Annotated in this window: 28 protein-coding genes; 12 read left to right on the forward strand and 16 right to left on the reverse strand. The window is 41.3% G+C overall.

Annotation, left to right across the window (positions count from 1 at the left end; translation table 11 throughout):
• Nucleotides 1-247: 247 nt before the first annotated feature.
• Nucleotides 248-1,045, reverse strand: a complete 798-nt coding sequence (locus tag GN217_RS07385; RefSeq protein WP_156856035.1) for a histidinol-phosphatase HisJ family protein — start codon at nt 1,043-1,045, stop codon at nt 248-250.
• Between the two features lie 228 nt (nt 1,046-1,273).
• Here GN217_RS07385 and hisZ point away from each other — a divergent pair, with 228 nt between their 5' ends.
• From hisZ to hisC, 8 genes are read left to right on the forward strand one after another with little or no spacing between them, the layout of a single operon-like run.
• The gene (hisZ, locus tag GN217_RS07390) at nt 1,274-2,500 is read left to right on the forward strand and encodes an ATP phosphoribosyltransferase regulatory subunit (protein WP_156856036.1); all 1,227 of its coding nucleotides are present in this window, start codon (nt 1,274-1,276) and stop codon (nt 2,498-2,500) included.
• A 1-nt stretch (nt 2,501) separates the two neighbouring features.
• On the forward strand, nt 2,502-3,137 hold the full coding sequence (hisG, locus tag GN217_RS07395; RefSeq protein ID WP_156856037.1) for an ATP phosphoribosyltransferase: 636 nt from the start codon (nt 2,502-2,504) through the stop codon (nt 3,135-3,137).
• Entirely contained in the window at nt 3,134-4,414 is a 1,281-nt protein-coding gene (gene hisD, locus GN217_RS07400) for a histidinol dehydrogenase (RefSeq protein ID WP_156856038.1), read from the forward strand. The genes hisG and hisD overlap by 4 nt, the downstream gene beginning before the upstream one ends.
• Nucleotides 4,414-4,998: an imidazoleglycerol-phosphate dehydratase HisB gene (gene hisB, locus GN217_RS07405; RefSeq protein ID WP_156856120.1), complete on the forward strand. Its 585-nt coding sequence runs from the start codon at nt 4,414-4,416 to the stop codon at nt 4,996-4,998. The genes hisD and hisB overlap by 1 nt, the downstream gene beginning before the upstream one ends.
• 17 nt (nt 4,999-5,015) lie before the next feature.
• Complete coding sequence (gene hisA, locus GN217_RS07410) at nt 5,016-5,744, forward strand: 1-(5-phosphoribosyl)-5-[(5-phosphoribosylamino)methylideneamino]imidazole-4-carboxamide isomerase (protein WP_156856039.1); 729 nt, start codon at nt 5,016-5,018, stop codon at nt 5,742-5,744.
• Nucleotides 5,734-6,498 (forward strand): imidazole glycerol phosphate synthase subunit HisF, encoded by a 765-nt coding sequence (hisF, locus tag GN217_RS07415; RefSeq protein ID WP_156856040.1) that lies wholly within the window; start codon nt 5,734-5,736, stop codon nt 6,496-6,498. The genes hisA and hisF overlap by 11 nt, the downstream gene beginning before the upstream one ends.
• A 1-nt stretch (nt 6,499) precedes the next feature.
• Nucleotides 6,500-7,141, forward strand: coding sequence for a bifunctional phosphoribosyl-AMP cyclohydrolase/phosphoribosyl-ATP diphosphatase HisIE (hisIE, locus tag GN217_RS07420; protein ID WP_156856041.1), 642 nt, complete (start codon nt 6,500-6,502; stop codon nt 7,139-7,141).
• Nucleotides 7,134-8,195, forward strand: coding sequence for a histidinol-phosphate transaminase (gene hisC / locus GN217_RS07425; RefSeq protein WP_156856042.1), 1,062 nt, complete (start codon nt 7,134-7,136; stop codon nt 8,193-8,195). Before hisIE ends, hisC begins: the two co-directional genes overlap by 8 nt.
• A gap of 200 nt (nt 8,196-8,395) precedes the next feature.
• Here hisC and GN217_RS07430 read toward each other — a convergent pair whose 3' ends face one another.
• From GN217_RS07430 to GN217_RS07475, 10 genes are all read right to left on the reverse strand, one after another.
• On the reverse strand, nt 8,396-9,109 hold the full coding sequence (locus tag GN217_RS07430) for a SurA N-terminal domain-containing protein (protein ID WP_156856043.1): 714 nt from the start codon (nt 9,107-9,109) through the stop codon (nt 8,396-8,398).
• A 156-nt stretch (nt 9,110-9,265) separates the two neighbouring features.
• Entirely contained in the window at nt 9,266-10,261 is a 996-nt protein-coding gene (locus GN217_RS07435) for a siderophore ABC transporter substrate-binding protein (protein WP_156856044.1), read from the reverse strand.
• A gap of 528 nt (nt 10,262-10,789) precedes the next feature.
• Nucleotides 10,790-11,545 (reverse strand): iron ABC transporter ATP-binding protein, encoded by a 756-nt coding sequence (locus GN217_RS07440; protein ID WP_156856045.1) that lies wholly within the window; start codon nt 11,543-11,545, stop codon nt 10,790-10,792.
• Nucleotides 11,539-12,489: an iron chelate uptake ABC transporter family permease subunit gene (locus GN217_RS07445; RefSeq protein WP_156856046.1), complete on the reverse strand. Its 951-nt coding sequence runs from the start codon at nt 12,487-12,489 to the stop codon at nt 11,539-11,541. The genes GN217_RS07440 and GN217_RS07445 overlap by 7 nt, the downstream gene beginning before the upstream one ends.
• Nucleotides 12,479-13,432, reverse strand: coding sequence for an ABC transporter permease (locus tag GN217_RS07450; RefSeq protein ID WP_156856047.1), 954 nt, complete (start codon nt 13,430-13,432; stop codon nt 12,479-12,481). The genes GN217_RS07445 and GN217_RS07450 overlap by 11 nt, the downstream gene beginning before the upstream one ends.
• A gap of 1,181 nt (nt 13,433-14,613) precedes the next feature.
• Nucleotides 14,614-15,321, reverse strand: coding sequence for a DsbA family oxidoreductase (locus tag GN217_RS07455; RefSeq protein WP_156856048.1), 708 nt, complete (start codon nt 15,319-15,321; stop codon nt 14,614-14,616).
• A 151-nt stretch (nt 15,322-15,472) separates the two neighbouring features.
• A complete protein-coding gene (locus GN217_RS07460; protein WP_156856049.1) occupies nt 15,473-15,925 on the reverse strand; it encodes a DUF2188 domain-containing protein in 453 nt (150 codons plus the stop codon).
• A gap of 59 nt (nt 15,926-15,984) precedes the next feature.
• Nucleotides 15,985-17,037, reverse strand: coding sequence for a type 2 isopentenyl-diphosphate Delta-isomerase (gene fni, locus GN217_RS07465; RefSeq protein WP_156856050.1), 1,053 nt, complete (start codon nt 17,035-17,037; stop codon nt 15,985-15,987).
• Complete coding sequence (locus GN217_RS07470) at nt 17,034-17,264, reverse strand: hypothetical protein (RefSeq protein ID WP_156856051.1); 231 nt, start codon at nt 17,262-17,264, stop codon at nt 17,034-17,036. Before GN217_RS07470 ends, fni begins: the two co-directional genes overlap by 4 nt.
• A 27-nt stretch (nt 17,265-17,291) precedes the next feature.
• Nucleotides 17,292-17,795 (reverse strand): CarD family transcriptional regulator, encoded by a 504-nt coding sequence (locus tag GN217_RS07475; protein ID WP_156856052.1) that lies wholly within the window; start codon nt 17,793-17,795, stop codon nt 17,292-17,294.
• A gap of 204 nt (nt 17,796-17,999) precedes the next feature.
• Here GN217_RS07475 and GN217_RS07480 point away from each other — a divergent pair, with 204 nt between their 5' ends.
• Together GN217_RS07480 and GN217_RS07485 are read left to right on the forward strand one after the other, a co-directional pair.
• On the forward strand, nt 18,000-18,428 hold the full coding sequence (locus GN217_RS07480; RefSeq protein WP_156856053.1) for a MarR family winged helix-turn-helix transcriptional regulator: 429 nt from the start codon (nt 18,000-18,002) through the stop codon (nt 18,426-18,428).
• Nucleotides 18,429-18,603: 175 nt separating this feature from the next.
• On the forward strand, nt 18,604-19,143 hold the full coding sequence (locus tag GN217_RS07485) for an HD domain-containing protein (RefSeq protein ID WP_156856054.1): 540 nt from the start codon (nt 18,604-18,606) through the stop codon (nt 19,141-19,143).
• A 368-nt stretch (nt 19,144-19,511) separates the two neighbouring features.
• Here GN217_RS07485 and GN217_RS07490 read toward each other — a convergent pair whose 3' ends face one another.
• The 4 genes from GN217_RS07490 to GN217_RS07505 all read right to left on the reverse strand — a co-directional run bounded on the left by GN217_RS07490 (nt 19,512) and on the right by GN217_RS07505 (nt 22,678).
• Nucleotides 19,512-20,570 carry an LLM class flavin-dependent oxidoreductase gene (locus GN217_RS07490; RefSeq protein WP_156856055.1) on the reverse strand — a complete coding sequence of 353 codons (1,059 nt, stop codon included), beginning with the start codon at nt 20,568-20,570 and terminating at the stop codon, nt 19,512-19,514.
• 239 nt (nt 20,571-20,809) lie between these two features.
• On the reverse strand, nt 20,810-21,250 hold the full coding sequence (locus GN217_RS07495; RefSeq protein WP_156856056.1) for a MarR family winged helix-turn-helix transcriptional regulator: 441 nt from the start codon (nt 21,248-21,250) through the stop codon (nt 20,810-20,812).
• 12 nt (nt 21,251-21,262) lie between these two features.
• The gene (locus GN217_RS07500) at nt 21,263-21,835 is read right to left on the reverse strand and encodes a DNA-3-methyladenine glycosylase I (protein ID WP_156856057.1); all 573 of its coding nucleotides are present in this window, start codon (nt 21,833-21,835) and stop codon (nt 21,263-21,265) included.
• A gap of 3 nt (nt 21,836-21,838) precedes the next feature.
• A complete protein-coding gene (locus GN217_RS07505; RefSeq protein ID WP_156856058.1) occupies nt 21,839-22,678 on the reverse strand; it encodes a sulfurtransferase in 840 nt (279 codons plus the stop codon).
• A gap of 185 nt (nt 22,679-22,863) precedes the next feature.
• On the opposite strand from GN217_RS07505, the gene pepT reads away from it, so the two are divergent.
• Nucleotides 22,864-24,105 carry a peptidase T gene (pepT, locus tag GN217_RS07510; protein ID WP_156856059.1) on the forward strand — a complete coding sequence of 414 codons (1,242 nt, stop codon included), beginning with the start codon at nt 22,864-22,866 and terminating at the stop codon, nt 24,103-24,105.
• A 264-nt stretch (nt 24,106-24,369) separates the two neighbouring features.
• Here the strand turns inward: pepT and rpiA are convergent, their stop codons facing one another.
• Entirely contained in the window at nt 24,370-25,050 is a 681-nt protein-coding gene (rpiA, locus tag GN217_RS07515) for a ribose-5-phosphate isomerase RpiA (RefSeq protein ID WP_156856060.1), read from the reverse strand.
• A gap of 184 nt (nt 25,051-25,234) precedes the next feature.
• Here rpiA and GN217_RS07520 point away from each other — a divergent pair, with 184 nt between their 5' ends.
• The gene (locus GN217_RS07520; RefSeq protein ID WP_156856061.1) at nt 25,235-26,257 is read left to right on the forward strand and encodes a D-alanyl-D-alanine carboxypeptidase family protein; all 1,023 of its coding nucleotides are present in this window, start codon (nt 25,235-25,237) and stop codon (nt 26,255-26,257) included.
• Nucleotides 26,258-26,293: the final 36 nt, after the last annotated feature.

The raw sequence follows: 26,293 nt of genomic DNA on the forward strand, positions 1-26,293 counted from the left end.
CCTCTCATCCTTTTATCACAAATTCCTTTTACGTTATTCACGCATTAACGGTCTGTAATATCCCCTAATCTAAACGTGAGGGAAACCCAAAATGTAAAGGGGATTAACAGTCCGTAAATACCTGATTCTGTTCAACTACCATTCAGCGGGGGTAGTAAGGATACCCCACTGAATGAAGTTTCACTTTATCAAATTTTACTCGCTTCTATAGTGTAAGATATTGTGATAAATCTTGCCACAAAAATCATTAAATTATTTGATCAATCGGGTGAAATTCAGGCCTGCCAGCCGTATACGTTGCAACATATTCAAATCCGGCCTCTTTCAAATTCAGAAGTGCTTCCGGAAATGCAAAAGCCAACGTATCCGGCACGTGGGAGTCGGAACCTAAAGTAATGATTTCCCCGCCACATTCTTTATACAGCTTTAATATATCAAAGCTCGGCATACCGCTCTCAAGCCCGTATCTTGTACCGGATGTATTAATCTCAATTCCTTTCCCTGCCGGAATGATTTCCGCAAAGATTTCCCGGATAATTTCATGGAAATTACGCTTACTTTTCTCCGTCGTATAGCGTTTCACCAGGTCCAGGTGCCCGAGAATACTAAAATGCTTATATTCCTTTATACAGTCAAGCAGCTCCTGGTAGTAAATCTCATATGCCTCGTCCACTGTCTTCCCTTCGAAAAACGCTCCAGAGTGTAAATCTTTCCTTTCTGTCGCATGCACCGAAGCAATGACGAAATCAAACACTTCTTCTTTCATCATGCTTTCATATTGATGAAGAACATGCGGTTGGAGTCCAATTTCCACTCCTTTTTTAATCCGCATCCTTCCTTCGTATTTCTCCTGGAGCTCTTTAATCTTCCTATCATACTCTTTTAAGTCAAATTCGAAAATCCAATCTTTATCTGGATAATCATAATCAATATGATCGGTGAAACAAATTTCTTGAAGTCCTAAGTCAATCGCTTTTTCAATTGTTTTCTCCATTGGTGTGTCACAATCTGCGGAGAACGTACTATGCATGTGATAATCAAACACGAATCCTCGCTCCTTTATTCTTGTCCTTCTGTTAATCTATTATTTTATCACGTATTAACGGTCTGTAATACCCCACTGAATGAGTTTCACTTTATAATAATTTACGAAAGAATGAATTGACTTTCTTCTTCATAATTATTATAATACTATATAACTTTAATTAGATGAAGTGATAAAGCATTAAATTGATACAATAAATAATAAAGTTTCAGAGGGAAGGAGATTTGCATGCGACAAAATAAGGAGAAATTAAGCAACCAAGCGGTCCAGAGTTATAAAATCAAAAGCCAGCTCATCCGTAAATTAAGAACAAGGTTCGCCACGTACGGTTATGAACAAGTGCATACACCTGCTTTTGAAGACTATGATACGTATGCCTCCATTCAGAAGACAGTGAATAAGGATGAAATGATTAAGGTGATTGACCGCAGCGGGAAAGTGCTCGTTCTCCGCCCTGACGGCACAATACCAATTACTCGATTGACTGCCTTAGACCGAGAGATTAATGGGAGTGAACAGCGGCTATTTTATATTTTCAATGTATACGGGGAACAGAATAGTAATGGAACGAATAAAGAGAGCACACAAGCTGGCGCCGAGTTGTTCGGTAACAAGCGACCAGAAGCGGATGCGGAAGTCATCGCCTTAGCCGTCCATACATTAAAGGAAATCGGTTTTGACAATTTTAAACTGGAAGTCGGGCATGCAGGATTCTTCAAGGAATTGGTGGATCAGGCAAACCTTGTGGAAAATGAATTACAGCAATTGCAGGAATTAATCCAGTCAAAAAACTTGGCGGAAATGGAACCATTTTTAAAGCAGCTCCAGATTCGTGATGAATTACAAGAAGCACTCTACGCGATTCCCCTACTTTATGGAAATCCGCAAGCAGTTCTGGAGGAAACGAAAGCGATTATTAAAAACGAACGCATGCAAGAAGTTTTAAATAATTTAAAAGATGTAATAGAGGTCCTTACCGATTACGACCTGTTAGAGCATTTGACACTAAATCTCGGGTTAATCAATAATATGCATTATTATACCGGCGTTATTTTCCAAGGATTCGTTGAAAACATTGGAAAACCAGTCCTAATGGGCGGGCGTTATGATCAGCTTGCGGAACAATTCGGTAAAGCAATGCCGGCGATCGGGTTTGCCTATAAGGTCGACGTCGTCCTTGAAGCACTTAAGCAGCATCAACTAATCAAAGACGATAACAACCCGCCATTACAAATTTACTATGTTCCAGAAGAAAGACGAAATGCATTTTCGGCGGCAAAACTACTCAGGGAACAAGGCTATGCTGTCATTACAAAGCCATTTGCCAAGAATGCACAACAGGCTGGAATCCTCTTTCAATCAAATGGGAGAGTTATTGTAAATGGAAATGAGCAGCAAGTGGAAACAAATGAGGAATTGCTTAACCTTGCAGAACTAGCAACAGGAGGTGTCTAATATGGAAAAACTCACCATTGCCCTTGCAAAGGGGAGGCCAGCAAAACATACAATCGAAACACTGGAAGCGGCTGACATGCAGTTCATTGATTTTCATGAAAAGAGTCGGAAACTCGTATTCTACAATGTCGACGAGTCAATTAAATTAATCTTTGTAAAAGCGGTCGATGTGCCGACCTATGTGGAAAGAGGTGCAGCTGACATCGGGATTGTCGGTAAAGACAATATCTTAGAATCGCGAGCAGAAGTGTATGAACTGCTTGATCTTGGTATCGGAAAATGTAAATTTTCTGTTGCGGGCTTCCCCAATTATTCGATAGACGCGAACCGGCCACTCACCGTAGCAACGAAATATCCCAATGTTGCCGAAAAGCATTTCAGCCGAAAGGGGCAAGAAATTGAAACAGTGAAATTAAATGGTTCCGTTGAGCTGGCTCCTCTTATCGGTCTAGCTGATGTTATTGTCGATATCGTCGAAACCGGCAACACGTTAAAGGAAAATGGACTCACGGTACTTGAAAACATTGATGATATTAGTACCCGCTTAATTGTAAATAAAGCTAGCTTTGCGACAAAAGCGACGGAAGTAAGAAGCTTTATCGATCAACTAAACAATGCATTGGAGAGAACACCATGAAAATAATCACTGCAGAAGAGTTTGCTAAAAAATGGAACGACCAAACAGCGATTGACATAAATGAAGTGGCTCTCGATGAAACGGTGCTCGAAATTATTCGCACGGTTCGAGAGAAAAAAGATGCTGCTTTATATGCGTATACGGAGCAATTTGACGGAGCAACGCTTGATGACCTCCTCGTATCCAAAGAAGAATTTTCCGAGGCTGAAAAAATTGCAGCGCCAGAACTTGTCACTGCTTTAAAAGAAGCCGCAGAAAATATCCGCAATTACCACTTAGAGCAAAAGGAAAAGTCATGGATGATTTCACAGGGTAAAGGGATTCTACTCGGTCAGAAAGTAACCCCGATTGAACGTGTTGGTGCTTACATCCCTGGTGGAAAGGCCGCCTACCCATCGACGGTATTAATGACGATTATTCCAGCGCAAATCGCCGGAGTGGAAGAGATTGCAATTACGACGCCGCCGGACAAAGACGGAAAAGTGAATCCGTACGTCCTTCTTGCTGCGAAACTTATTGGGGTCGAAATGATTTATAAAGTTGGCGGTGCCCAGGCTATTGCAGCGCTCGCTTATGGGACAGAAACTATAAAACGAGTCGATAAAATCGTCGGACCGGGAAATGCGTATGTCGCCCGGGCGAAAAAATGGGTATACGGCACGGTCGGCATCGACATGATTGCCGGACCAAGTGAAATTTGCGTTATTGCTGATGCGCAAGCGAATCCCCGTTATGTCGCGGCTGACTTGTTATCTCAAGCAGAACACGATGAATCTGCAAGTGCCATTTGTGTTACGACAAGCAAAGAACAGGCAGTGGCTATTCAAAAGCAAGTTGCCGAGCAAACGGAAAAATTAGAACGGAAAGAGATTATCCAAGCATCAATTGAAACGAACGGAAAAATAATCATTGCGAAAGATTTGACTGAAGCGGCAAATGTATCCAATAAAATCGCCCCAGAGCATTTAGAATTGATGGTCCAGCACCCTATGGAACTCTTGCCAAAAATTAAGCATGCCGGAGCAATTTTCTTAGGAAACTATTCCCCCGAACCGCTCGGAGATTATTTCGCCGGACCGAACCATACGTTACCAACAAGTGGAACAGCCCGCTTCGCCTCCGGACTCGGTGTCTATGATTTTGTTACACGCTCAACAATCATCAGCTATCCACAAGAGGCGTTCGTTGCTGCAAGTGAGCCGATTAAGACATTAGCAACAGTAGAAGGATTAACAGCCCATGCCAATTCCATCCAAGTGAGAAAGGACGAATTATGATGCGCACATTTGAAATATCAAGAGATACATCAGAAACAAAAATCAACCTCAAATTGAATATCGACGGAAAAGGAAATAGCGAAATCGATAGCGGTATCGGCTTTTTTGACCATATGTTAACCGCGATGACGAAGCATGGATTATTTGACTTAAAAGTAAAATGTGATGGAGACTTGGAAGTAGACCAGCACCATACTGTAGAAGATATCGGTATCGCGCTTGGCCAAGCATTCCGGGAAGCACTCGGAACGAAAGAAGGAATCACGCGATATGCGCACGTAACATCGCCAATGGATGAGGCATTAGCAACTGTTGCCCTCGATATTAGTAACCGTTCCTATCTCGTCTATAATGTAGAAGGTTTAAAGGACAAAGTCGGTAATTTTGATACGGAGCTGGTGGAAGAGTTTTTCCAGGCCTTTGCAAGTAATTCTGGAATTACGCTACATATCAATCTGGCGTATGGACGGAACAGCCACCATATTATTGAAGCAATTTTTAAAGGATTCGGCCGTGCTCTAGATCAAGCAACATTGAAAAATGCACGTATTGAAGGAATTCCATCAACTAAAGGTGTCTTATAGAGGAGAGGAGATTATTCATGATTTTATTCCCAGCTATTGATATTCTTGGCGGCAAATGTGTCCGCCTTACGCAAGGTGATTATAATAAAGAGAAAATTTACAGTGAACAACCAGTCGAGGTAGCAGCTGACTGGAAGCAAAAAGGGGCAGCATTCATCCATATCGTCGATCTCGACGGTGCGAAAACTGGAAAGTCTGTTAACAAGGAACTGATTGCTGAAATCGCCCGAACTGTTTCCATTCCCATTCAAGTCGGTGGTGGCGTTCGTTCCATCGAAGTCATTGAAGATTATTTAGAAAATGGTGTGAGTCGTGTCATCATCGGCACAGCCGCCATTCAAAACAAAGTGTTTTTACAAGAGGCGGTTGAGCAGTTCGGTGAGAAAATTGCTGTCTCCATCGATGCCCGTAATGGTTTTGTTGCAACAGATGGCTGGACAAAGGAAAGTACGGTAAAAGCACTCGACCTCGTGAAGGAGCTTGAGGCAACCGGTGTGAAGACGATCGTTTATACGGATATTTTAAAAGACGGAATGCTGCAAGGACCGAATTTCGAGGAGCTTGAGGCAATCAATGAGGCAATTACCATTGATGTCATTGCTTCCGGCGGGGTGACGACGGAAGCAGATGTACGTAAATTGGCAGAGAAAGAAATGTACGGAGCGATTATCGGCAAAGCTCTATATGACGGCACTCTTGATTTTACTCGCTTAGTCGATCCGGTTGGTAAAGAATATGTCGACTAAAAAAATCATTCCTTGCCTTGATGTGAAAAACGGCCGAGTCGTCAAAGGACAACAATTTCAAAACATTCAAGAAGTCGCCGATCCAGTAGAACTTGCTAAGCGCTATAACAAATCTCAAGCAGATGAGCTTGTTTTATATGATATTACAGCCTCCGTTGAGAAGAGAAATATTTTCCTTGATATCGTTGAAAACATCGCCGCCGTCATCGATATTCCGTTTACAGTAGGTGGTGGTATACGCACCGTCCAGGATATTGAAAAAGTTTTACAAGCTGGAGCGGATAAAGTATCGATCAATAGTGGAGCCATTGAAAATCCAGCATTCATTCAGGAAGCAGCAGAAGCATTCGGCAGCGAGAAAATCGTCTTTGCCCTTGATGCAAAAGAAGTCTCTCCAGAAAAATGGAACGTTTTTTCCAGCGGAGGACGAAGCGATACCGGAATCGATGCGATCGAGTGGGCCATCAAAGGAGCGAACCTCGGAGCCGGTGAGATTGTTGTCAATGCGATTGATGACGACGGTGCAAAAACAGGTTATAATCTCGCGCTAACGAAAAAAATTGCGGAAGCCGTGGCTGTTCCCGTTGTTGCTAGCGGCGGGGCGGGAACATACGAACATTTTAAAGATGCTTTGACCGATGGCAGAGCAACTGGTGCCCTTGCAGCTTCAGTCTTCCATTACGGTGAAATTGATATCCCAGAACTTAAAGCATATCTCGAACAAGAAAATATAGACGTAAGGAGAGGTAACTAAAATGAGCGTGCAACCAGATGATTTAACCTATGACGATCAAGGACTCCTTCCTGCCATAGTACAGGATGCAGCAAGCGGGAAAGTACTGACCCTTGGCTTTATGAATAAGGAATCCCTTGAGAAAACATTAGAGACGGGAGAAACATGGTTTTATTCAAGATCCCGAGAAACCCTTTGGAATAAAGGAGAAACATCCGGTAACAAACAACTTGTACAGAAAATCAGCTATGACTGTGACAAAGATGCCTTATTAGTACAGGTACAGCCTTTAGGACCTGCTTGTCATACGGGTGAAGATACATGCTTTTATCAAACAATGACCGAGACGGAATTACCAATTTTTGATATCATCCCACAAGTGATTGCAAAGATTAAAGATCGCAGAAACAATCCCGTACCAGGAACTTACACGACGTATTTATTTGATAAAGGAATCGATAAGATGCTGAAAAAAGTCGGGGAGGAATCGAGTGAAGTCATTATCGCGGCGAAAAATGAGGATAAACGTGAACTGACGGCAGAGATTTCCGACCTCCTCTATCACCTGCTCGTAGTGATGGAAGAGTCTGGTGTGGCACTAAGTGAAATTAAAGCGGAACTCATGGAAAGACATTTAGAAAAGGAAGGACAAAATCGTGAGTAAGTTTTGGAGTAATGCAGTAAAACGAAGTAACCCATATATACCAGGTGAACAAGTGAACAATCCGGAAATCATCAAATTGAATACAAATGAGAATCCATATCCTCCCTCCCCACTCGTTCTTAAAGCGATTAAAAAGGAAGTCGGTCAATCACTTCGACTCTACCCCAGCCCGACTGTTGATACGTTGAGGGAGGAAATTGCTAACCTTTACGACTTAGGGAAGGAAAATGCGTTTATCGGAAATGGTTCCGATGAAGTGCTCGCTTTTTCCTTTATGGCCTTCTTTGAACCTGGGCAAGCGATTCGTTATCCGGATATTTCCTATAGCTTCTATCCGGTTTATGCAAAGTTATTTGATATTCCGGTTGAAGAAATTCCCTTACAGGACGACTTTTCTATCAAGCCAAGTGATTATTATGATTCAGAAGGCGGTGTGATTTTCCCGAATCCGAATGCACCGACGAGTTTGTACCTTAACTTGGCAGGTATTGAAGAGATTTTGCGACATAACCAAGACCGCGTCGTAATTGTGGATGAAGCTTATATCGATTTTGCCGAAGAATCGGCGGTTGGATTGCTCAAGAAATACGATAATTTACTCGTCATCCAAACAATGTCAAAATCCCGTGCCCTTGCTGGTCTGCGCTTAGGATTCGCCCTTGGCTCACCCGAATTGATTGAAGGACTCGTGCGTATCAAGGATTCCTTCAACTCCTATACGATCGACCGTTTAGCTATTGCCGGCGGGGTTGCAGCAATAAAAGACAAAGCATATTTTACAGAGAAGAAGGAAAAGGTTATTGCGACCCGAAGCTGGGTAACAGAAGAATTGGAAAAGCGCGGATTCACTGTACTACCTTCCCAGACGAACTTTTTATTTGTCACCCATCCGGAGAAAGATGCGGCGCGGCTGTACGAACAATTAAAAGAAAATCTTATACTAGTCCGTTACTTCAACAAACCGGAAATCGCGAACTTCATCCGTATTACCATCGGGACAGATGAAGAGATGAAGACATTCTTTCATGTATTAAATCGGTTGGAAAACTTTTAATAAAGTGAAACTTCATTCAGTGGGGAATTCCTTCCCTCCCCACTGAATGTTAGTTGAACAGAATCAGGTATTTACGGACTGTATATCCCCCACTTTAACATTTTGGTTATCCCTCATGTTTAGAAGTGGGGGTATTACAGACCGTTAATACGTGATAAAAGATGCAGCACTCTTATGATTCAAGTGCTGCATCTTTTTTCTTAGATATGTTTTTCAATTTCTGCTTCTTCTTTCAGTTCAGCAATTCGGTTTTCAAGAAGTTCACTTTGCTTTTGCTCAGCAAGTGACTGTCTGATCATATCTTCAACTTCTTCCAGTTCACCGACTTCTTCACTTTCTTCTTTCAGCAGATTATACTGTTCTTCTACTTCTTTGTCCGTTACTTCAGCTTCAAATTCCTCTTCAATGTACTTAATTGTAATTAAATCATTCGTCAACTGGGTACGGAATTCTTCTTCGGATAGATCATATTCCTTAAGCAGTGTATCAATTGCTTCTTCTCCATTTGTCTCAATGATACTGTCAATTTCTTCTTGAGTATCCTCTTCGGTTACTTCAATTCCACTATCAAGAGCGTCTTGGCGAATTAATTCCTGTTCTGTGATAATGTCAATCGTCTCATTTTTTAGCGTATCAAGATCACTGACATCTTGCCCATACATATGGTACATTGTCTTTAGTTGTCTATATATATTATTGTATTGCTCGCCAGTAACTTCGTCGCCATTAATGCTCACAACGACTGTATCGGCGTCAACTTTCTCGTCTTCGGTGATTTCAACTTCTTCCTGTTGCTGTGCTTCATTTTCTTTTTCAGCTGCTGGGTCATCGGCTTTATCTGCGTCATCTTTACCACAAGCTGCTAACATAAGTGTTAGAACAAGCGTGAAGATGAGCAGCATTTTTTTCTTCATAAAAATATTTCCCTCCTAATTGGTCTTTCTCTAGTAAACCACAAATCGGTACCTGATTTCAATTAAAAAAGCAACCTCTTCATCGATAGAAGAGGTTGTTTTTCAAGTAATGGGTTGAATAACTAAGAAAAACCCTGTAATGAAATGGATATTTGTTTATTCGATTGTTTCGTCGATTTGTTTGGCCATTTCAGATACGGATACAAGTCCGCCGCCTGATAGGTACCAGAACTCTGGGTTCAAATAATGGATATTGTCATTTTTATATGCGTTTGTATTTTCTACAAGCTCGTTTTCAACAAGTTGTTTCGCACTTTCTGACTCGGAACCACCAACAACAGCTCCACGGTCAATGACATAAAGAATATCCGGATTCTGTTCCATAACGTACTCAAAGGAAACATTCATACCGTGAGTCGATGCTTCAATGTTTTCATCTATCGGTTTAACTCCGAATACATCGTGGATAATACCGAAACGAGAGCTTGGACCATAGGCACTGATTTTGTCATCATTAGCTAAGATGATTAATGCTTTTTCGTCACTTGCTTCAGCTCTTTCGTTCAAATCGGCAATAATGTCATCAATTGCTGTCAATTCCTCTTCTACTTCTGCTTCTTTATCAAAAATCTGACCTACCGTTTCCATGTTATTTTTGAATGAATTCATGTAATCTCCATCATCTACACCAAGGTGAATGGTTGGTGCAATTTCAGCAAGTTGATCATACAGGGAAGCTTGACGACCCGAAATAATGATTAAATCTGGATCAATCTCAGAGATTTTCTCAAAATCTGGCTCTTTCAGGCTACCAATATTCTCATATTCATCTGATTCGAAAGTAGCCAAATAGCTTGGAAGTGTACCACCTTTTGCCACACCTGTAACATTTTCAACACCAAGTTTATCTAATGTATCTAGGATACCAAAGTCAAATACTACAACTGATTCTGGGTTTACAGGAACTTCTGTTGTATCTAGTTCATGCTCAACTGTAACTGTTCCAGCGGCGGCTTCTCCCCCTCCGCCTCCTATTTCTTCTGTATCGGTGTCTGTATTTGTTTCAGCACCTTTATTATCATCATCCGAACCACAAGCGGCTAGGAATAGAAGGATCAATCCAATCATTAAAGCATACGTAAATTTCCTCATAAGTAGTTACTCCCTTTTGTACAATTTTTAAGCTTATTTAAAAAGCTTATATATAATTATTAACTATAGCTATATCATTCCATGCAGTAGTAGGGAGATAAAGTGAAACTTCATTCCGTGGGGAATTCCTTACCCCCACTGAATGTTAGTTAAACAGAATCAGGTATTTACGGACTGTATATCCCCACCTTGATATTTTGGTTTTCCCTCTTGTTTAGAGGAAGGGGGTATTACAGACCGTTAATACATGATAAGGGTAATATTTATTTTTCATTCGACTCCACATGTCCGTTTCTCTATAAACATAAATCATTACTATACATCCTTGCCCCCTTTTCTCTCATACATTCGAAATCGGAACAGGAGTAATCATTTTATTTGAAGCAAAATCATTTACCTCATCCGTAAAATACGATAAGATAAAGATAGTCATGTTCCCTTGACACGAATTTTTAGGTTGCCGCCTATTGTGTCAGGGGGATTTTTTTTCACCTTTTCTACCCCATGCTTCATGTTCAAATATAACTATTAGTAATAAAAACAAATTCGCTGGCTGTCAATTTCTCGAATGTCAATGTCCATATCGTAAATTTCTTTCAGGACACATCGGTCAATGACATCACAGGCACGGCCTTGCTTTACAATCTTCCCGTCTTTTAGTGCAACAATATGATCAGAATAACAGGAAGCAAAGTTGATATCATGAATGACAATCACAATTGTTTTCCCCATCTCATCGACTAAGCGACGCAGGGTTTTCATGATTTGGCTTGCGTGACGCATATCCAAGTTGTTCAGTGGCTCGTCAAGCAGGATATATTCAGTATCTTGGGCAACCGTCATCGCGATATGTGCACGTTGACGCTGACCTCCAGAGAGCTGGTCTAAAAATTTATCTTGAATCTCTTCAAGTTCTAAATAAGCAATTGCTTCATCGACTTTCTCCCAGTCCTCTTTTTTCAACTTTCCTTGTGAGTAAGGGAAGCGGCCAAAGGAGACAAGTTCACGAACAGTAAGTTTCAAGTTGATTGTATTTGACTGTTTTAAAATCGAAATCTTCTTCGCTAATTCATTATTCTTCGTTTTGAATACATCTTTCCCGTCAATGGTAATGTCACCATCATCTTTTGCAATTAAGCGGCTAATCATTGAAATAAGCGTACTCTTACCTGCACCATTCGGGCCAATGAAAGAGGTAATCGTGCCCTTTTCAATCTTCAGGGACACATCTTCTATAATCTGCCTGCTACCAAACGATTTAAAAACATTTTTCAAATCTACCATGATTTATTCTCCTTTAACAAAAGATAAATGAAGTAAACTCCACCAATAAAGTTAATGATGACACTTACAGTCGTACTGAAAGTGAATACTTTTTCCACAAGGAACTGCCCACCAAGTAAAGCGATAATACTAATGAATACAGAACCTAATATAATGTAAAAATGACGATACGTCTTCATCAATTCATAAGCTACGTTAACGACGAGTAGGCCAAGGAATGTAATCGGCCCAATTAATGCAGTTGCGACAGAGATGAGAATCGCTACGACGATGAGGAGCCGTTTCACAACATAGTCGAACGGTACACCTAAATTAATGGCATCGTCCTTCCCTAAAGCGAGAACATCCAAATACTTGTAAAATCTCTTAAAATATAAAAGCACAAGTGCGATGATGAGAATCGAAATATAGACGAGGTTGCGATCCACATTATTGATACTCGCAAACATCCGGTCCTGGGCAATTCCGAATTCATTCGGATCAATCAAGACCTGCATAAAGTCAGTGAAACTTCCAAAGAATGTACCGAGAATCATTCCGACTAATAGAAGGAAGTAAATATTATTACCTTCGCCTCTAAATAGGAAGCGATACAACACAAGAGAAAATAATATCATTGCACTTATAGATATTAAATAATTCAGGCCACTATTCATCATGACGATAGAATTAGCACCAAAGATAAAGATAATAACGGTTTGTATGAGCATGTACAGGGAATCTAGTCCAAGTACACTTGGTGTTAGAATCCGGTTGTTCGTAATAGTCATAAAGACGACGGTAGCAAATGCAATCGCTCCGCCAGTCAGAATGATCGCTCCTACTTTCATAATTCGTCTCGGGAGGATGTAATCGATATTTCCAGTCAGATCATAAAATACATATAATAACGCGAGTGATACGGAGATGATGGCTAGAATGATTGTTTTTGATTTATAACCCATATTTCTTTCTCCTTAGCAGCAGGTAGATGAAAATTCCACTACCTATCACACCAACGGTTAAGCTGATTGGAATTTCATATGGATAAATAATCAACCTGCCGATCACATCACAGAAGAGGACGAACACTGCCCCTAACAATGCGGTATGAACTAATGTGTTTTTCAAATGATCTCCCTGGTAAATGGCAACTATATTCGGGATAATCAAGCCAAGAAACGGAATGACTCCCACCGACAACACAACCGATGCTGTCACAAGTGCACTAATGATTAATCCGATATTGACGATTTGGCGATAATTCAACCCTAGACTCCTCGAGAAATCCTCTCCCATGCCCGCAATCGTAAATTTATTTGCATAGAAATATGCAATTAGTAGAAGGGGCACACTGACAAGCATCAGCTCATAATTCCCGCTCATAATCATGGAAAAGTCACCCTGCATCCAAGATGACATGTTTTGGATCAAATCATTCTGATAAGCAAAGAAAGTTGATATCGAGCTTATAATATTACCAAGCATTAAACCAATTAATGGTATGAATATCGCGTCCTTGAATTTCACCCTGTCTAGGATCTGCATGAAGAGCAAGGTGCCAAGTAAAGCGAAGATAAAGGATACAAGCATCTTTTGCAGAGGTGTTGCCGTCGTGAAGACCATCATCGATACGAGGATTCCGAGTCTTGCTGAATCCAAGGTACCTGCAGTTGTCGGGGAAACGAATCTGTTTCTACTTAACTGCTGCATGATCAAACCGACAATACTCATGCTCATCCCCGCAATAATAATACTGATCAATCGTGGAACTCTGCTAACTAGTAAAACTTGCTTTTGTGTTTCCGTTAAGCTGAACAAATCGAGTGGACTCACATTGGAGACACCGACAAATACGGAAAGTAGTGAGAAAACAAATAAAAGTATAATTAAGTACCGTATTTTCATAGACTGCCCTTCTCTTCAAAAAACAAGTCCATTCACAAATATGTATGGATCATGTTTCTCCTATTCCCTCTTTGTTTTATGTTGAGATTAATTAATAATTATTATCACCTGCAACTAACTCTAAATAAGAATGATATTCATTATCAATTAGGTGTTAATTACAGTATATCAGATTTGTAAGGGTAGTCAATGATTGGGCATAAAAGAATTTAGCTTAGCTTAAAAAGTTATTGAGAATTAAAAAGGAAACATGCCCCTTTAGGGGGATACCGCTGTTGGGCTTTAGCCCGTACTTAAGCGGCCTTCCTTTAGTTCTGAGTTGATGTTGACTTATCAATTAGAGGAGTGTGAAGTTTGATAGTTGCTGGGCGCTGGATCCGGGCGTGGCTAGCCCTGGATACCTGAGTTATCACAGCATTTTTATTTTATAGTTGGTGGGAGAATGTTAATCGCTGTTAATTTCTCTATTCCGTGCTCCAGCTCTTGAAAAGGGAAAATAATCACTGTTTACTTTCCTGTTCCAGAGTTCCATCTATTCTCATGGGAAAGTAATCCTCGTTTATTTTCCCATTCCAGCACCCCATCTCATCTCAAGGGAAAGTAATCGTCGGTTATTTTCCCATTCCGGTGCTCCATCTCATCTCAAACGAAAGTAATCATCGTTTATTTTCCCATTCCGGCGCCCCATCTCATCTCAAGGGAAAGTAATCGTCGGTTATTTTCCCATTCCAGAGTTCCCTCTATTCTCGAGGGAAAGTAATCCTCGGTTATTTTCCCATTCTAGCGCTCCATCTCATCTCAAGGGAAAATAATCCTCGGTTATTTTCCCATTCCAGGGTTCCATCTATTCTCATGGGAAAGTAATCGTCGGTTATTTTCCCATTCCAGCGCTCCATCTCATCTCATGGGAAAGTAACCACCGTTTATTTTCCCATTCCGGCGCCCCGTCTCATCTCAAGGGAAAGTAATCGCCGTTTATTTTCCCATTCCAGCGCTCCATCTCATCTCATGGGAAAGTAATCGCCGTTTATTTTCCCATTCCGGCGCTCCATCTCATCTCATGGGAAAGTAATCGCCGTTTATTTCCCTATTACGGCGCTCGACCTCTCCAAAAGGGAAAATAACATAGTTTCTTATACGATAAAAAAACATACCACATTATTTTGCGGTATGTTTTTTCCTTATTGTTCTACACAGCCTTCATCCGTACAATAAGAAGTCTTTGATTTCTTCTTTTTTGCTGCTGGGGATTTTTCTTCCTCTTCCCAAACTTTAGCGAGTGCCTGTGAAAATACTTCGCTCGGCTGGGCCCCGGATAACGCGTATTTCTCATTAAAGACAAAGAACGGGACACCTTGCACACCAAGCTCGTGGGCAACAGCAATATCTTCTTTCACTTTCTGGGAATATTTTTTCGATTGTAACATCCTACTTGTTTCTTTTGGATCAAGACCAACTTCGGCCGCTAGCTTAACTAATGTATCGATATCACTCAATAATTCCGATTCGGTGAAATATGCGTGCAGGAGACGTTCTGTCATCGCTTCTCCCTTCCCTTTCTGCTCAGCATAATGAAACAGGCGGTGAGCATCAAAGGAGTTCGCATATTGCATCGTATCGAAACGATAATCGAGTCCAACTAATTTCGCCTGGGCACTGACTTGTTCATTCATCCTTTTTACCTCATCTAATGGGATTCCCTTTAGTTCGGAAAAGGTTTTATAAAAGTCTTTTCCCGGAATGTGCTCGGCGGTCGGATCAAGCTGGTAACTTTTATATTCAATTATCACAGATTCATTATGCGGGAACCCTTCCAACGCTTTTTCTAAAATTCTTTTCCCGATATAACAGAAGGGACATACAAAATCTGACCAAATTTCGATTTTCATTTAAATGGTTCTCCTTTAATCGTACAATTTCCAATTCGCTTAAGACTGCATTAATTGTAGCATAGAGGGGGGTATCGTTGAAATAATCTGCCTGAATAATACACAAAAAAACAGCGGGCCTATTTTCAAGCTCCGCTGCTTTTTCATTATATTAATCAAATGAATATTTTTCCTGAACGGTTCCGTCTTTCTTGTAGACAGTGACAGAGGTTCCTTTATTATCTGCAATTTCTTTTGCCCGTTTTATGGCGTCACGCTTCGCATCAAAAACATTGCTCGGACGCTCTGCTCCTTTGGATTCGACTGCCCAGCCGTCCTCATGCGCCCGCACAATTTCTCCTTCTTCCATTCGTTCCGGATTACTTTTATGCTTGCGGTCCTCCGGGGATCGGGTCGTGACTTTTCCATATTTCCGGTAATGCTCCACTTCCTCATCCGTGGCATTTTCGCGCCATTCTTTTGCTTGGCTAATGGCTATCGGGAGTGCGCGTCCTTCCTCATAACCTTCATCAATCATGGCGTTGGCAATATCTATCGCTTTCTTCCTTGTGACGTCGGGTAAATTTTTCATGGATGGAGGATAATCCTCTATTGTCCAAACCATTTTCATCCCTCCCAGTCTGTTAATTCTATTACCCAGGTTGGAAAGAGATGAAACTTGCTTTACATTTCGTCCATAAGGGATGTGCCCATAATATTGACACGTTTCGTATTCTTGAGTTCTTCTAGGTTCTTCACACCAATTCCAAACATTGTCATCTGGAGTTCCAGTTCAATTTGTTCCATTGTCTCGTGAACAGCTTCCGGCGATTCAGTCGCTGCTTTTAGTAAATGACGAGCGAACCCGATTATATCAGCACCGATTGTAATTGCTTTTGCAGCATCCACCCCGGTACTCATTCCGCCGCTCGCTACAAGAGGCGCGTCAGGTAACTTGTTTCGGACAGACACGAGACAGTCCTTCGTTGGTAGTCCCCAATTGTTAAATGCCTCGGCAGCTGCCTTCTTCAATTTATTCCGGGAGCGTAGTTTCTCCACTTGGCTCCAAGATGTACCGCCAGCACCTGCGACATCAATGTAAGCAATTCCTGCATTGTATAATTTTTCAGCGACTTCTCCGTCAATTCCAAAGCCGACCTCTTTGACGCCAACAGGTACTTCCAGCGTCTTACATACCTCTTCAATTTTAGGTAGCAGATTTTCAAAGTTGACATCGCCCTCATCCTGTACGATTTCCTGCATACTATTTAAGTGAAGGACAATTGAATCTGCGTCAGTCTTATCAATAATCCGCTGGCATTCTTCTGCTCCATAACCGTAATTGAACTGCACCGCTCCGATATTGACGATTAATGGAACGGTAGGAGCTTGCCTGCGGATCAGGAAGGATTCCTTATGTTGGTCACTTTCTAAGAATGCACGCGTAGAACCAATCGCCATCACCCAGCCTCGCTCTTCAGCAGCTAGAGCCAAGTTCTGATTAATTTCTGTCGCCAGTTCTGAACCACCGGTCATCGAGCTTACAAGAAATGGAGCCTTCAACTGCTTTCCTAAAAAGCTCGTTTCCATTGAGATGGAGTCGAAGTTGATCTCCGGTAATGCATTATGTATAAAATGAATGCCTTCTAAGCCTGTCGATTTATCTACACCTTCCACATTCCCCGTTAAACATAAACGGATGTGCTCGGTTTTTCTTTGGTTAATTCCTTTGGTCATCGTATAGTACCTCCGAGAAAATAATTTGCCTTATTAGCTATTTTACTTGTTTCATCTGGTAAATAAAAGAAGAAGCTCTCTTGTTGATTGAACAAAGCCAGGACTGGATGATTCGAGGGATTAGGAGCTCGATCATCACACCAGGCAAAAAACAAGGGAACGGTAAATGCAAACCAATCAACACTACCCCCTTTGTCTGAAGAAACAAAAAATTGACCTTGTTTCATACGTCAAGGTCAATTTCTTCCGTTATATTAGGATACCTTCGAAGGGATAATCTTGTTAATCCGTTCGATGATACGTTCAACTGTTGTATCAAGAGATGCTGCTAATTCTTGGAATATGATCCGCTGAATTTCTTCAAGCATCTTCTGGTCTTGGTCATACATTCGTTCTTTATTTATTTTCGCTTCTTTCTGTTTACGCATGAGAGTGTTGGCAATCTTAACAATCTCATCGCGGTCACCACTATTGATCAAGCTGTTATATTTTCTATTACGTTGTTTGGCATCCTCAATCCATTCGATTCCAGGTTCTTCAAAGGATTCAAGGATTGTTTTTGCCTCTTTCTTACCCATAATATCCAACATGACGACCTGTTCATTATCCACCGGTACACTGATTGTTAAATTCGGATCCTCCATTGGATGCAGAATATAATATTCACGTGTTACATCCCGGTAGCTTCTTTCGCAAATGTCATCAATTTTACATACACCATGTGAAGAGTAGATGATTAAATCTCCAACTTTAAACATTTGCCAACCTCCATTTTCTCTCGTTCATCAAATCGAGTCACACTTTAATTTTACTACTTTTTCAACAATTTGTCAACTTGTTGACAACCCCTCGTCAAGCTCTGTATAGTATAGCTCGGGTGTTCAACTATACAGTTGTTTGAACGGTTCTGGAATAGGTAATTAAACTTTATAACATGGTACGGAAATAAGAGGTGTTCATACATGACAGGAGAAATCGTTACGATAGATATATTTGATTTACTAAGAAAAAAACATCAAGAGACTCGTGATGCTATTGAAAGCAGATGGAATGATCGAAATGAAATTCAACTTACAAGTTCCGAATGGTTCATTTTGGATTGGATCAATTATGGAAGAGAACTGATTGCAGACGTCGGAAGAAATGGAAAGTTCACGCGCCAAGGAACCCACAAGTTAATTCGGAAGCTTGAAGAGCGTGGACTAGTAAAAACAGAGCCGACTGAGAATAATAAGCGGAGTAAATACGTACAATTAACACCACTGGGAGTCATTTGTTACGAAGAAAATAAAGAATTGAAAACGGCACTCGAAGAACAAATCCGCCATGTCCTTGGAGATGAAAAATACGGAGAAATGGTAAACATACTCTCAACAGATTGGGAATTGTAACGTTTATTACGTATTAACGGTCTGTAATACCCCTCACCTCTAAACATGGAAGGAAGCCCAATATGTGAAGTGGGGGATATACAGTCCGTAAATACCTGATTCTGTTCAACTAACATTCAGGGAGGGAAGGAAACCCCCACTGAATGAAGTTTCACGTTATGAAAGGAGAATCCTTTTGAAGGAGAAAGCAAAACGATTTGCAGAAAAAGCCCACGAAGGTCAATACCGGAAAGTCGGCAATGTTCCCTATGTCACCCACCCTATTCGCGTGGCAACCTTTTTGGAAAAAAACGGCGCAAGTGATGAACTCATATGTGCTGCTTATTTACACGATGTAGTTGAGGATACGCCAATAGAAATAGAAGAAATTGAAAAAGAGTTTGGTAAAGCAGTAGCAGACCTTGTACGGTCCCATACCGAAGATAAATCCAAGTCATGGAAAGAACGGAAGCAGCATACCCTCGATATATTGAAAAAGGCCAGCAGTGAAGAAAAGCAACTCATCGTTGCGGACCGATTTGATAATCTATTGTCACTTGAGAAAGACATCAAAGAACAGGGACAAGCCATTTGGGATATATTCAACGCAGGATATGAAGACCAGAAATGGTATAACGAAGGAATTGCAGCGAACATGGACCAAGGTCTAGCCCAAGAGGATCGGCCAGCATTTTTTGATGATTTTACAGCTGCTGTAAAACGAATATTCCATTAAAACAATAGCCTAAGTTCCTTATCTGAACTAGGCTATTATTTGTATCTTCTTAACAAAGGCGCAAGCGCCCGTTTAGCAACGTACAAACTGGAGCACTCCGGAATGAGATATAGGAAACACAACGAACGATAGTGAGTTGATGTTGACTTATCGATTGGAGGAGTGTGAAGTTTGATAGTTGCTGGGCGCTGGAGCCGGACGTGGCTAGCCCTGGATACCTAAGTTATTAAGGCATTTTTATTTTATACCTTCTTATCTTTTTAAAACCATATCCTTTTTTTCTACTTGGATTTCCTCTCTCAACATAACCGTATCTACGTCCCGGCATTGGATCCTGATAGCGCAACTATCTTCACGTTTTTTCAACCTTATTTTTTCGTAGTGTATTTTTTAACAGCTGGTAAAATTTCATTCCCGATAATTTCAATATTCTTCTTCATCTTTTCTAGTGGAACACCGCCAAAGTCGAGCTGAGCCATATATCTTTGATGGTTAAACTGTTCATGTTGATACAGGATTTTCTCAATGATCTGTTGCGGACTACCGACATTGATTACACTCCTAGGGTCAACGGCTTGAGCGAATAATTGTTTCGGGAAACCTTGACCATTGGTCAGCTTCATTCCTTCATTGATGTGCGGGTAATACTCTCGTAAAGCTTCCTGTGAAGTTTCCGCCGCATAGAAAAAGGTTGTCGTCGCAACCGGGAAATCGTCTGGATTGTGGCCTGCTTGCTGTAATGACTTACGGTACACATCAATCGGCTGTTTAAAGGAAGAAACCGCTCCACCTAACATCGCCTGGCTCATCGGCACACCCTGTAATCCTGCTTTAATGGCACTCGCTGGTGTGCCGCCAACCGCTCGCCAAATCGGAAGTGATCCATCTTGCGGCCGTGGCAAAACTTTCGCATTTCGTAAAGGCGCTCGATGTTCCCCGCTCCAATTCACTATTTCCTTTTCATTAATCTCCAGTAGCAATTCAAACTTCTCTTCGAACAACTCTTCATAATCACGTAAGTCGTAACCTAATAATTCAAAAAGCCCGACCCTTGAAGCACGCCCAGCAATAATCTCCGCTCGTCCGTTTGAAATTAAATCAATCGTGGCAAAATCTTCATAGACACGAACTGGGTCCGATGTACTGATAATTGTTGACGTACTGCCAAGTTTAATCTTTTCCGTCGCTTGGGCAATTGCTGACAATATAATAGCATGGGCTTGAGTTGCGAAAAACTCTTGATGGCTTTCCCCCACTCCAATAAAGTCTAACCCCGCTTGTTCCGCCAGCTCGGCAACTTCTATAATTTCCTTTATTCGTTGCTGCGCAGAGATGCGTTCTCCTTTATGCGGGTTATATAAATGGTCCCCTAATGTGAAAATCCCGAACTCCAATCCATTATTAGGATTTATGCGATATTTTTCCATATTTATCTGTCTTCCCTTCAATTATCCATTAGCACTTCAGTTAATAACTTAACTGATATTTACCATCAGTTTAAACCTTAACTGAAGAATGAGTCAATCTTCCCGCTCAAGAACAGGCGCTGGAGCCGGGCGTGACCAGCCCTAGATATCTAAGTTTTCCATAGCATTTATATTTTATAGCTTCTTATAAACAGAAAAACGCCCTTCCAAAATAGCGATGAAGGGCACCATTGAACCTGCTATTTCTCAACTTTTCTAAGGAGATGGAGGAGTTGTTTTTTTTCCTCGATTGTTAGCTTTTTGAAATAGTCTTGTTGAAATTCCTCCAGTACTTGATTGGATTCCTTGTAGACGGTTGTCCCTTTTTCGGAGAGGGAAATATAATTTGTTTTCCAATCTTTTTCCTTTTTTATTAAATCAAGCTGCTCCAGTCTCTTAATAATCTGTGTGATATTCGCTTTGGTTACCAACAGTTGATCGGCGAGCTCTTGTTGGGATAAGGTTTTCGCCTCAGCAATTCTACTTAGGATATCGTACTGGGCATTGGTTAGATTCCAATCCTTTAAAATTCTGCTTGATCGTGCTGTATTATTTTTATAATTCCGGTAAATCCGGTACCAGAGTAAAACACTCAATTTCCTATGTCTATTTGAGTTAGACCTTGAAGAGCCTATTGCCATTTCCTCCTCCAATTATTTCGCTAAATCTTTCCCGTAAAGAAAGCAACCTTTCACATGATCGTTAACCAAGCCTGTCGCCTGCATAAAGGCATACAAAATAGTTGGTCCAGCAAAACTGAAGCCCCGCTTTTTCAAATCTTTAGCTAACGTCTCTGATTCCTTTGTCTTCGCGGGGACTTCTTCATGTTTATTCCAATGATTAATGATTGGCTTTCCACCGACAAACCGCCAAATATAAGCATCAAAGCTGCCAAATTCATCTTGTATCTTTAAAAAGGCTTGCGCATTCTTCCTAACAGATTCTATCTTTCTACGGTTACGGATGATTCCAGAATCCTGCAGCAGCTCCTCCACTTTCCAATCGGAATATTGGCTGATCACTTCCACATTGAAATCATCGAATGCTTTTCGGTAATTTTCCCGCCGTTTTAAAATTGTAATCCAGCTTAGACCAGCTTGAGCACCTTCAAGTGTAAGCATTTCGAAAAACTTCCGGTCATCATGTACAGGTATACCCCATTCTTGATCATGATATTCCATGTAAAGCGGATCATCCGTTACCCAGGAACAACGTGTTACATCCATCGCTTAATCTTCCCCGATTTCAATTTCATTTTCATCATAAGAAATCCAATCGCTGAAGCTCCCTGGATAAAGCCGCACATTCTCATACCCAGCAGCCTTCAATGCTATTATATTAACACAAGCAGAAACACCGGAACCACAGGAGACGATAATTTCATCGTTTTTATCCAAGTCCGAAAAATGTTGTTGCAATTCTTCTCCCTTAAGCCACTTCCCATCTGCAGAAAGAACGGCTTGCCACGGATAATTTTTCGCTCCTGGAATATGACCTGCTTTACTATAAAGCGGTTCATAATCTCCTAAGTATCTATTTTTCGCACGTGAATCAATCAATACCGCGTCTGTATCCAACTTCTCTCTCACCGTCTGCATATCAACAATTTTATCCTCATCAAAGGTTGCGGTGAATTTTTTCGGTTTAAGGGAAGGAATCGCATCCGTCACTTCATTCCCTTCCTCCACCCAGCGGGCATAGCCACCTTCTAAAATATATACCTTGTCATGGCCAAGCGCATCAAGCAACCACCAGAGCCTCGCTGCAAACATATCATTGCCTTCATCATAAATAACAACTGTTGTATCTTCATCTATCCCAATATTTCCAAGTTTTTCAATGAAAGTCGGGAAGTCCGGCAATGGATGTGAACCACCATGTTTGAGTATTTTTCCTGAAAGATCTCTATTCAAATCCAAATACACTGCACCAGGAAGATGACTTTCCAGATACAATTTCCTTCCTGCATCTTCATCATCAAGCTTGAATCTTGTATCCACAATCACCGTATTATCTTGATTATTCTCTAATCGTTTCTTTAAGCGTTCCACGCTGATTAAATTCGTCATCAAAAATTCCCTCCAAATCATTTCATCCTTATCTTCATTGTAGCCGTTTCTTTATAAACAAGAAAGATTTTTATTCAAATTTTCCGATACTTAACCGGAGTCGCATTCGGCGCTTCCGTAAATGTATGCTAAACTATGGGTAATGTGATTGCTAATCAGACTATTATTAAAGGAGTGGATGCAGGATGAAAGAAGAACTAATTGAACGACTTACTACATATGCCAAAATTGACACCCAGTCGAATGAGAACTCAACGACAATCCCAACGACAAAAGGCCAGCTCGAACTTGTCGACGTATTAATCCGCGAAATGAAAGCAATTGGACTAGAAGACGTGGAAGCCGACGAAAATGGTTATTTAATGGGAACACTTCCGAGCAACACAGATAAAGATGTTCCTACTATTGGATTCCTTGCTCATTTAGATACAGCAACCGACTTTACAGGCAAAAATGTTAATCCGCAAATTATCGAGAATTTCGATGGCAATGACATTACGCTGAATAAAGAACTTGGCGTAGTGCTATCTGCACAGGAGTTTCCCGAGCTCCCTAGTTATAAAGGGCATACATTAATGACCACAGACGGCACAACATTGCTTGGTGCGGATAACAAAGCAGGAATCGCAGAAATCATGACAGCGATGAATTATTTGAAGCAACACCCCGAAATCGAGCACGGCCGCATTCGCGTCGCCTTTACACCAGATGAAGAAATTGGGCGCGGTCCACAACATTTTGATGTAAAGCGTTTCGATGCGACGTATGCTTACACCGTCGATGGCGGTCCACTCGGCGAATTGCAGTATGAAAGCTTTAATGCAGCAGCTGCGAAAGTAACTTTTAAAGGAAATAGTGTCCATCCAGGAACCGCCAAAAATAAAATGGTAAACTCCGGTAAGCTCGCTGTTGAATTCATTCAGAAATTCCCGGAAAAAGAAGCACCGGAACATACGGAGGGCTATGAAGGCTTCTATCATCTGATTTCCATAGAAGGTGATATCGAAACAACAAAAGTGTACTATATTATCCGTGACCATGATAAAGATAAATTTGCGGAGAGAAAAAATACTGTAGAGCGTTTCGTCAGTGAAATGCAAGAAAAGCACGGCGCGGAAAATGTTTTGCTGGAAATGAAAGATCAGTATTACAATATGCGTGAGAAAATTGAACCGGTAAAAGAAGTAGTGGAAATCGCAAGTCAAGCGATGAAAAACCTTGATATCGAACCGATCATCGAACCAATCCGCGGCGGAACAGACGGCTCCCAACTTTCTTACATGGGCCTGCCAACTCCAAATATCTTTACCGGCGGCGAAAACTTCCACGGCAAATTCGAATACATCTCCATCGACAACATGGAAAAAGCAACCAAAACAATCATTGAAATCAGCAGACTCTTTGCCGGGACAAGGGGTCAGAGGTAGTGTCCCAGTTTGAATCCTATTGTATGATTTTTATTGGCTCGTTGCCTAAATGAATCGTTAGAAAAAAGCATTCGTTCCGGGAACGAATGCTTTTTTCTAAGGCTGTAATGCTATGGGTCAGTGCCCTTTTGGGTGTGCATTTGTTGCAGAAGCGATAATCAATTATTTTTGGGACAGTGCCTCCGCCCCTTTTGTCCCACTTACCCAAACTGGGACAAAAGGGTCGGAGGCACTGTCCCAACCGATTAAAAATGAATTCATAAATTATTTCGTTATCAGTTTCGTGCTACCGTTATCTGCGACAATCACTTTCTTCGTCATATCCACAAATAAACCCGTTTCAACAACACCAACAAGCGCGATTAGTTGTTCGTGTGTCGCTACCGGATCATGGATCTCTTCAAATGCACAATCCAATATATAGTTCCCGTTATCCGTAACGAATATTTCACCAGCTTTTTCTCTCAACTTTGGTGCGCCGCCTAATTTTTCAATCTTTCGAGCGACTGCTTCCCAGCCGAATGGAACGATTTCCACTGGCAAAGGAAACTTACCTAAAGTGGAAACAATTTTTGATTCATCCACAATGACAATAAACTCTTTTGCCGCTGCAGCTACAACTTTCTCACGGAATAACGCTCCACCGCCGCCTTTAATGAGTTGAAGATTGTCATCCACTTCATCCGCACCATCAATCGCAACATCGAGTTCTTGGGTATAGGAAAAATCAGTAAGCGGAATGCCGAATTCCTTTGCCCACTCACCCGTGACTTCCGAGGTGGAAATAGCTACAACATTTAATCCTTCCGCCTTCACTCTTTCTCCAAGCGCTTTCACCATATAATATACAGTCGAGCCTGAACCGAGCCCTACTTTCATTCCATCTTGAATATATTTTACTGCTTCTTGTCCTACTAGTTGTTTTGATTGGTTTATCCTATTCATTGCATTGCCTCCTTGCAACTGTTTCTACAAAATTATCACTAGTAGAACAAGCATTCAAATATATTGCAGATTACTTTAAGCTTTCTAATCTTAAAACATCCATTTCCCACCTTGCTCTCCCTCGTTTCCTATGAGAAAATGTAGGATGCTAACCACTTAAATTACGTAGATTGTAGGGATTAGAATGAAACGGAAGTCTATTATAATTGCCTTATTTACATTGCTATTATTACTAGCCGCTTGTACTGACGGAGAAACATCTAATCATTCATCTGATTCAGAAGCAGCAAAAGAAACGGAAAAAGATGTTAAAGTGAATGATGAGGATGTTGCATCCCCAGCTGGTGAATTGCAAAAACTGGATGAAGGAGAAGCTGTAGCTCAACTGCAAGCAGACTTGGAAAAAATCGGCTACACACTCCCAATAGACGGCGTTTATTCGGATGTAACGACCTGGGCAATTACAGATATTCAATTACAACTGGATGATTTATATGTAACAGGTGTATATGATGAAGCAACTCAGGCTGCCTTGGAAAATATCTTAGAAGGAAAACTCACAATCGAAGTAGGAGCGGGCCTCCCACCACTTGCCGAACCAGTAACAACAGGCAGTGGATCGCTTGTCGTTGGTAATCCATATGACCAGCTTGCCATCATAAATAAAGAGAATGCTTTGCCGGAAGACTATGAGCCCCATGACCTTGTTGTCCCGGATGTAAGGTTCCCATTTGAAGAAGATTTACCGAAAAAGCAATTACGCGCACCGGCTGCGGAAGCGTTAGAAGCATTGTTCAGTGAAGCAGAAGCAGCGGGATATGAACTGTTTGCCCAGTCCGGTTATCGAGGCTATGATACCCAAGTCTCCCTGTTCAAGGCATATGCGGATGAACATGGTGAAGAGGAAGCGAACATCTTCAGTGCACGCCCTGGAGAATCCGAACATCAGACCGGGCTTGCCATGGATATTACGAGTGAAAGTGTTTCCTATCAGTTGACAACCGATTTTGGAGAAACTCCTGAAGGACAATGGGTCGCCGAAAATGCCCACACATTCGGTTTTATCATCCGCTACGAGGAAGGTAAGGAAGATGTAACACAATACCAATTTGAACCATGGCATTTACGTTACGTCGGAGTAAAAGCGGCAACGGAAATGGTCGAGAATAACCTAACAATGGAAGAATATTTTGCAGAAAATGAATAAAGAAAACGAAAAGCTCGGAGTGTCCGTCAGAAGGCA

Source organism: Oceanobacillus sp. AG (genome assembly GCF_009746545.1).
GTDB classification, from domain to species: Bacteria; Bacillota; Bacilli; order Bacillales; family Amphibacillaceae; genus Oceanobacillus; species Oceanobacillus indicireducens.

Bases quoted from the DNA above. Each gene is read 5' to 3' on its own strand.
- GN217_RS07450 (WP_156856047.1), bottom strand. From the start codon at position 13,432: ATGAAAATACGGTACTTAATTATACTTTTATTTGTTTTCTCACTACTT.
- GN217_RS07455 (WP_156856048.1), bottom strand. From the start codon at position 15,321: ATGAAAATCGAAATTTGGTCAGATTTTGTATGTCCCTTCTGTTATATC.
- hisIE (WP_156856041.1), top strand. From the start codon at position 6,500: ATGAGCGTGCAACCAGATGATTTAACCTATGACGATCAAGGACTCCTT.
- GN217_RS07470 (WP_156856051.1), bottom strand. From the start codon at position 17,264: ATGAAACAAGGTCAATTTTTTGTTTCTTCAGACAAAGGGGGTAGTGTT.
- GN217_RS07445 (WP_156856046.1), bottom strand. From the start codon at position 12,489: ATGGGTTATAAATCAAAAACAATCATTCTAGCCATCATCTCCGTATCA.
- hisG (WP_156856037.1), top strand. From the start codon at position 2,502: ATGGAAAAACTCACCATTGCCCTTGCAAAGGGGAGGCCAGCAAAACAT.
- GN217_RS07460 (WP_156856049.1), bottom strand. From the start codon at position 15,925: ATGGTTTGGACAATAGAGGATTATCCTCCATCCATGAAAAATTTACCC.
- GN217_RS07475 (WP_156856052.1), bottom strand. From the start codon at position 17,795: ATGTTTAAAGTTGGAGATTTAATCATCTACTCTTCACATGGTGTATGT.
- GN217_RS07440 (WP_156856045.1), bottom strand. From the start codon at position 11,545: ATGGTAGATTTGAAAAATGTTTTTAAATCGTTTGGTAGCAGGCAGATT.
- GN217_RS07495 (WP_156856056.1), bottom strand. From the start codon at position 21,250: ATGGCAATAGGCTCTTCAAGGTCTAACTCAAATAGACATAGGAAATTG.
- hisB (WP_156856120.1), top strand. From the start codon at position 4,414: ATGCGCACATTTGAAATATCAAGAGATACATCAGAAACAAAAATCAAC.
- GN217_RS07490 (WP_156856055.1), bottom strand. From the start codon at position 20,570: ATGGAAAAATATCGCATAAATCCTAATAATGGATTGGAGTTCGGGATT.
- GN217_RS07435 (WP_156856044.1), bottom strand. From the start codon at position 10,261: ATGAGGAAATTTACGTATGCTTTAATGATTGGATTGATCCTTCTATTC.
- hisA (WP_156856039.1), top strand. From the start codon at position 5,016: ATGATTTTATTCCCAGCTATTGATATTCTTGGCGGCAAATGTGTCCGC.
- GN217_RS07430 (WP_156856043.1), bottom strand. From the start codon at position 9,109: ATGAAGAAAAAAATGCTGCTCATCTTCACGCTTGTTCTAACACTTATG.
- rpiA (WP_156856060.1), bottom strand. From the start codon at position 25,050: ATGAATAGGATAAACCAATCAAAACAACTAGTAGGACAAGAAGCAGTA.
- hisF (WP_156856040.1), top strand. From the start codon at position 5,734: ATGTCGACTAAAAAAATCATTCCTTGCCTTGATGTGAAAAACGGCCGA.
- hisZ (WP_156856036.1), top strand. From the start codon at position 1,274: ATGCGACAAAATAAGGAGAAATTAAGCAACCAAGCGGTCCAGAGTTAT.
- GN217_RS07480 (WP_156856053.1), top strand. From the start codon at position 18,000: ATGACAGGAGAAATCGTTACGATAGATATATTTGATTTACTAAGAAAA.
- hisD (WP_156856038.1), top strand. From the start codon at position 3,134: ATGAAAATAATCACTGCAGAAGAGTTTGCTAAAAAATGGAACGACCAA.
- GN217_RS07500 (WP_156856057.1), bottom strand. From the start codon at position 21,835: ATGGATGTAACACGTTGTTCCTGGGTAACGGATGATCCGCTTTACATG.
- pepT (WP_156856059.1), top strand. From the start codon at position 22,864: ATGAAAGAAGAACTAATTGAACGACTTACTACATATGCCAAAATTGAC.
- GN217_RS07505 (WP_156856058.1), bottom strand. From the start codon at position 22,678: ATGACGAATTTAATCAGCGTGGAACGCTTAAAGAAACGATTAGAGAAT.
- fni (WP_156856050.1), bottom strand. From the start codon at position 17,037: ATGACCAAAGGAATTAACCAAAGAAAAACCGAGCACATCCGTTTATGT.
- GN217_RS07520 (WP_156856061.1), top strand. From the start codon at position 25,235: ATGAAACGGAAGTCTATTATAATTGCCTTATTTACATTGCTATTATTA.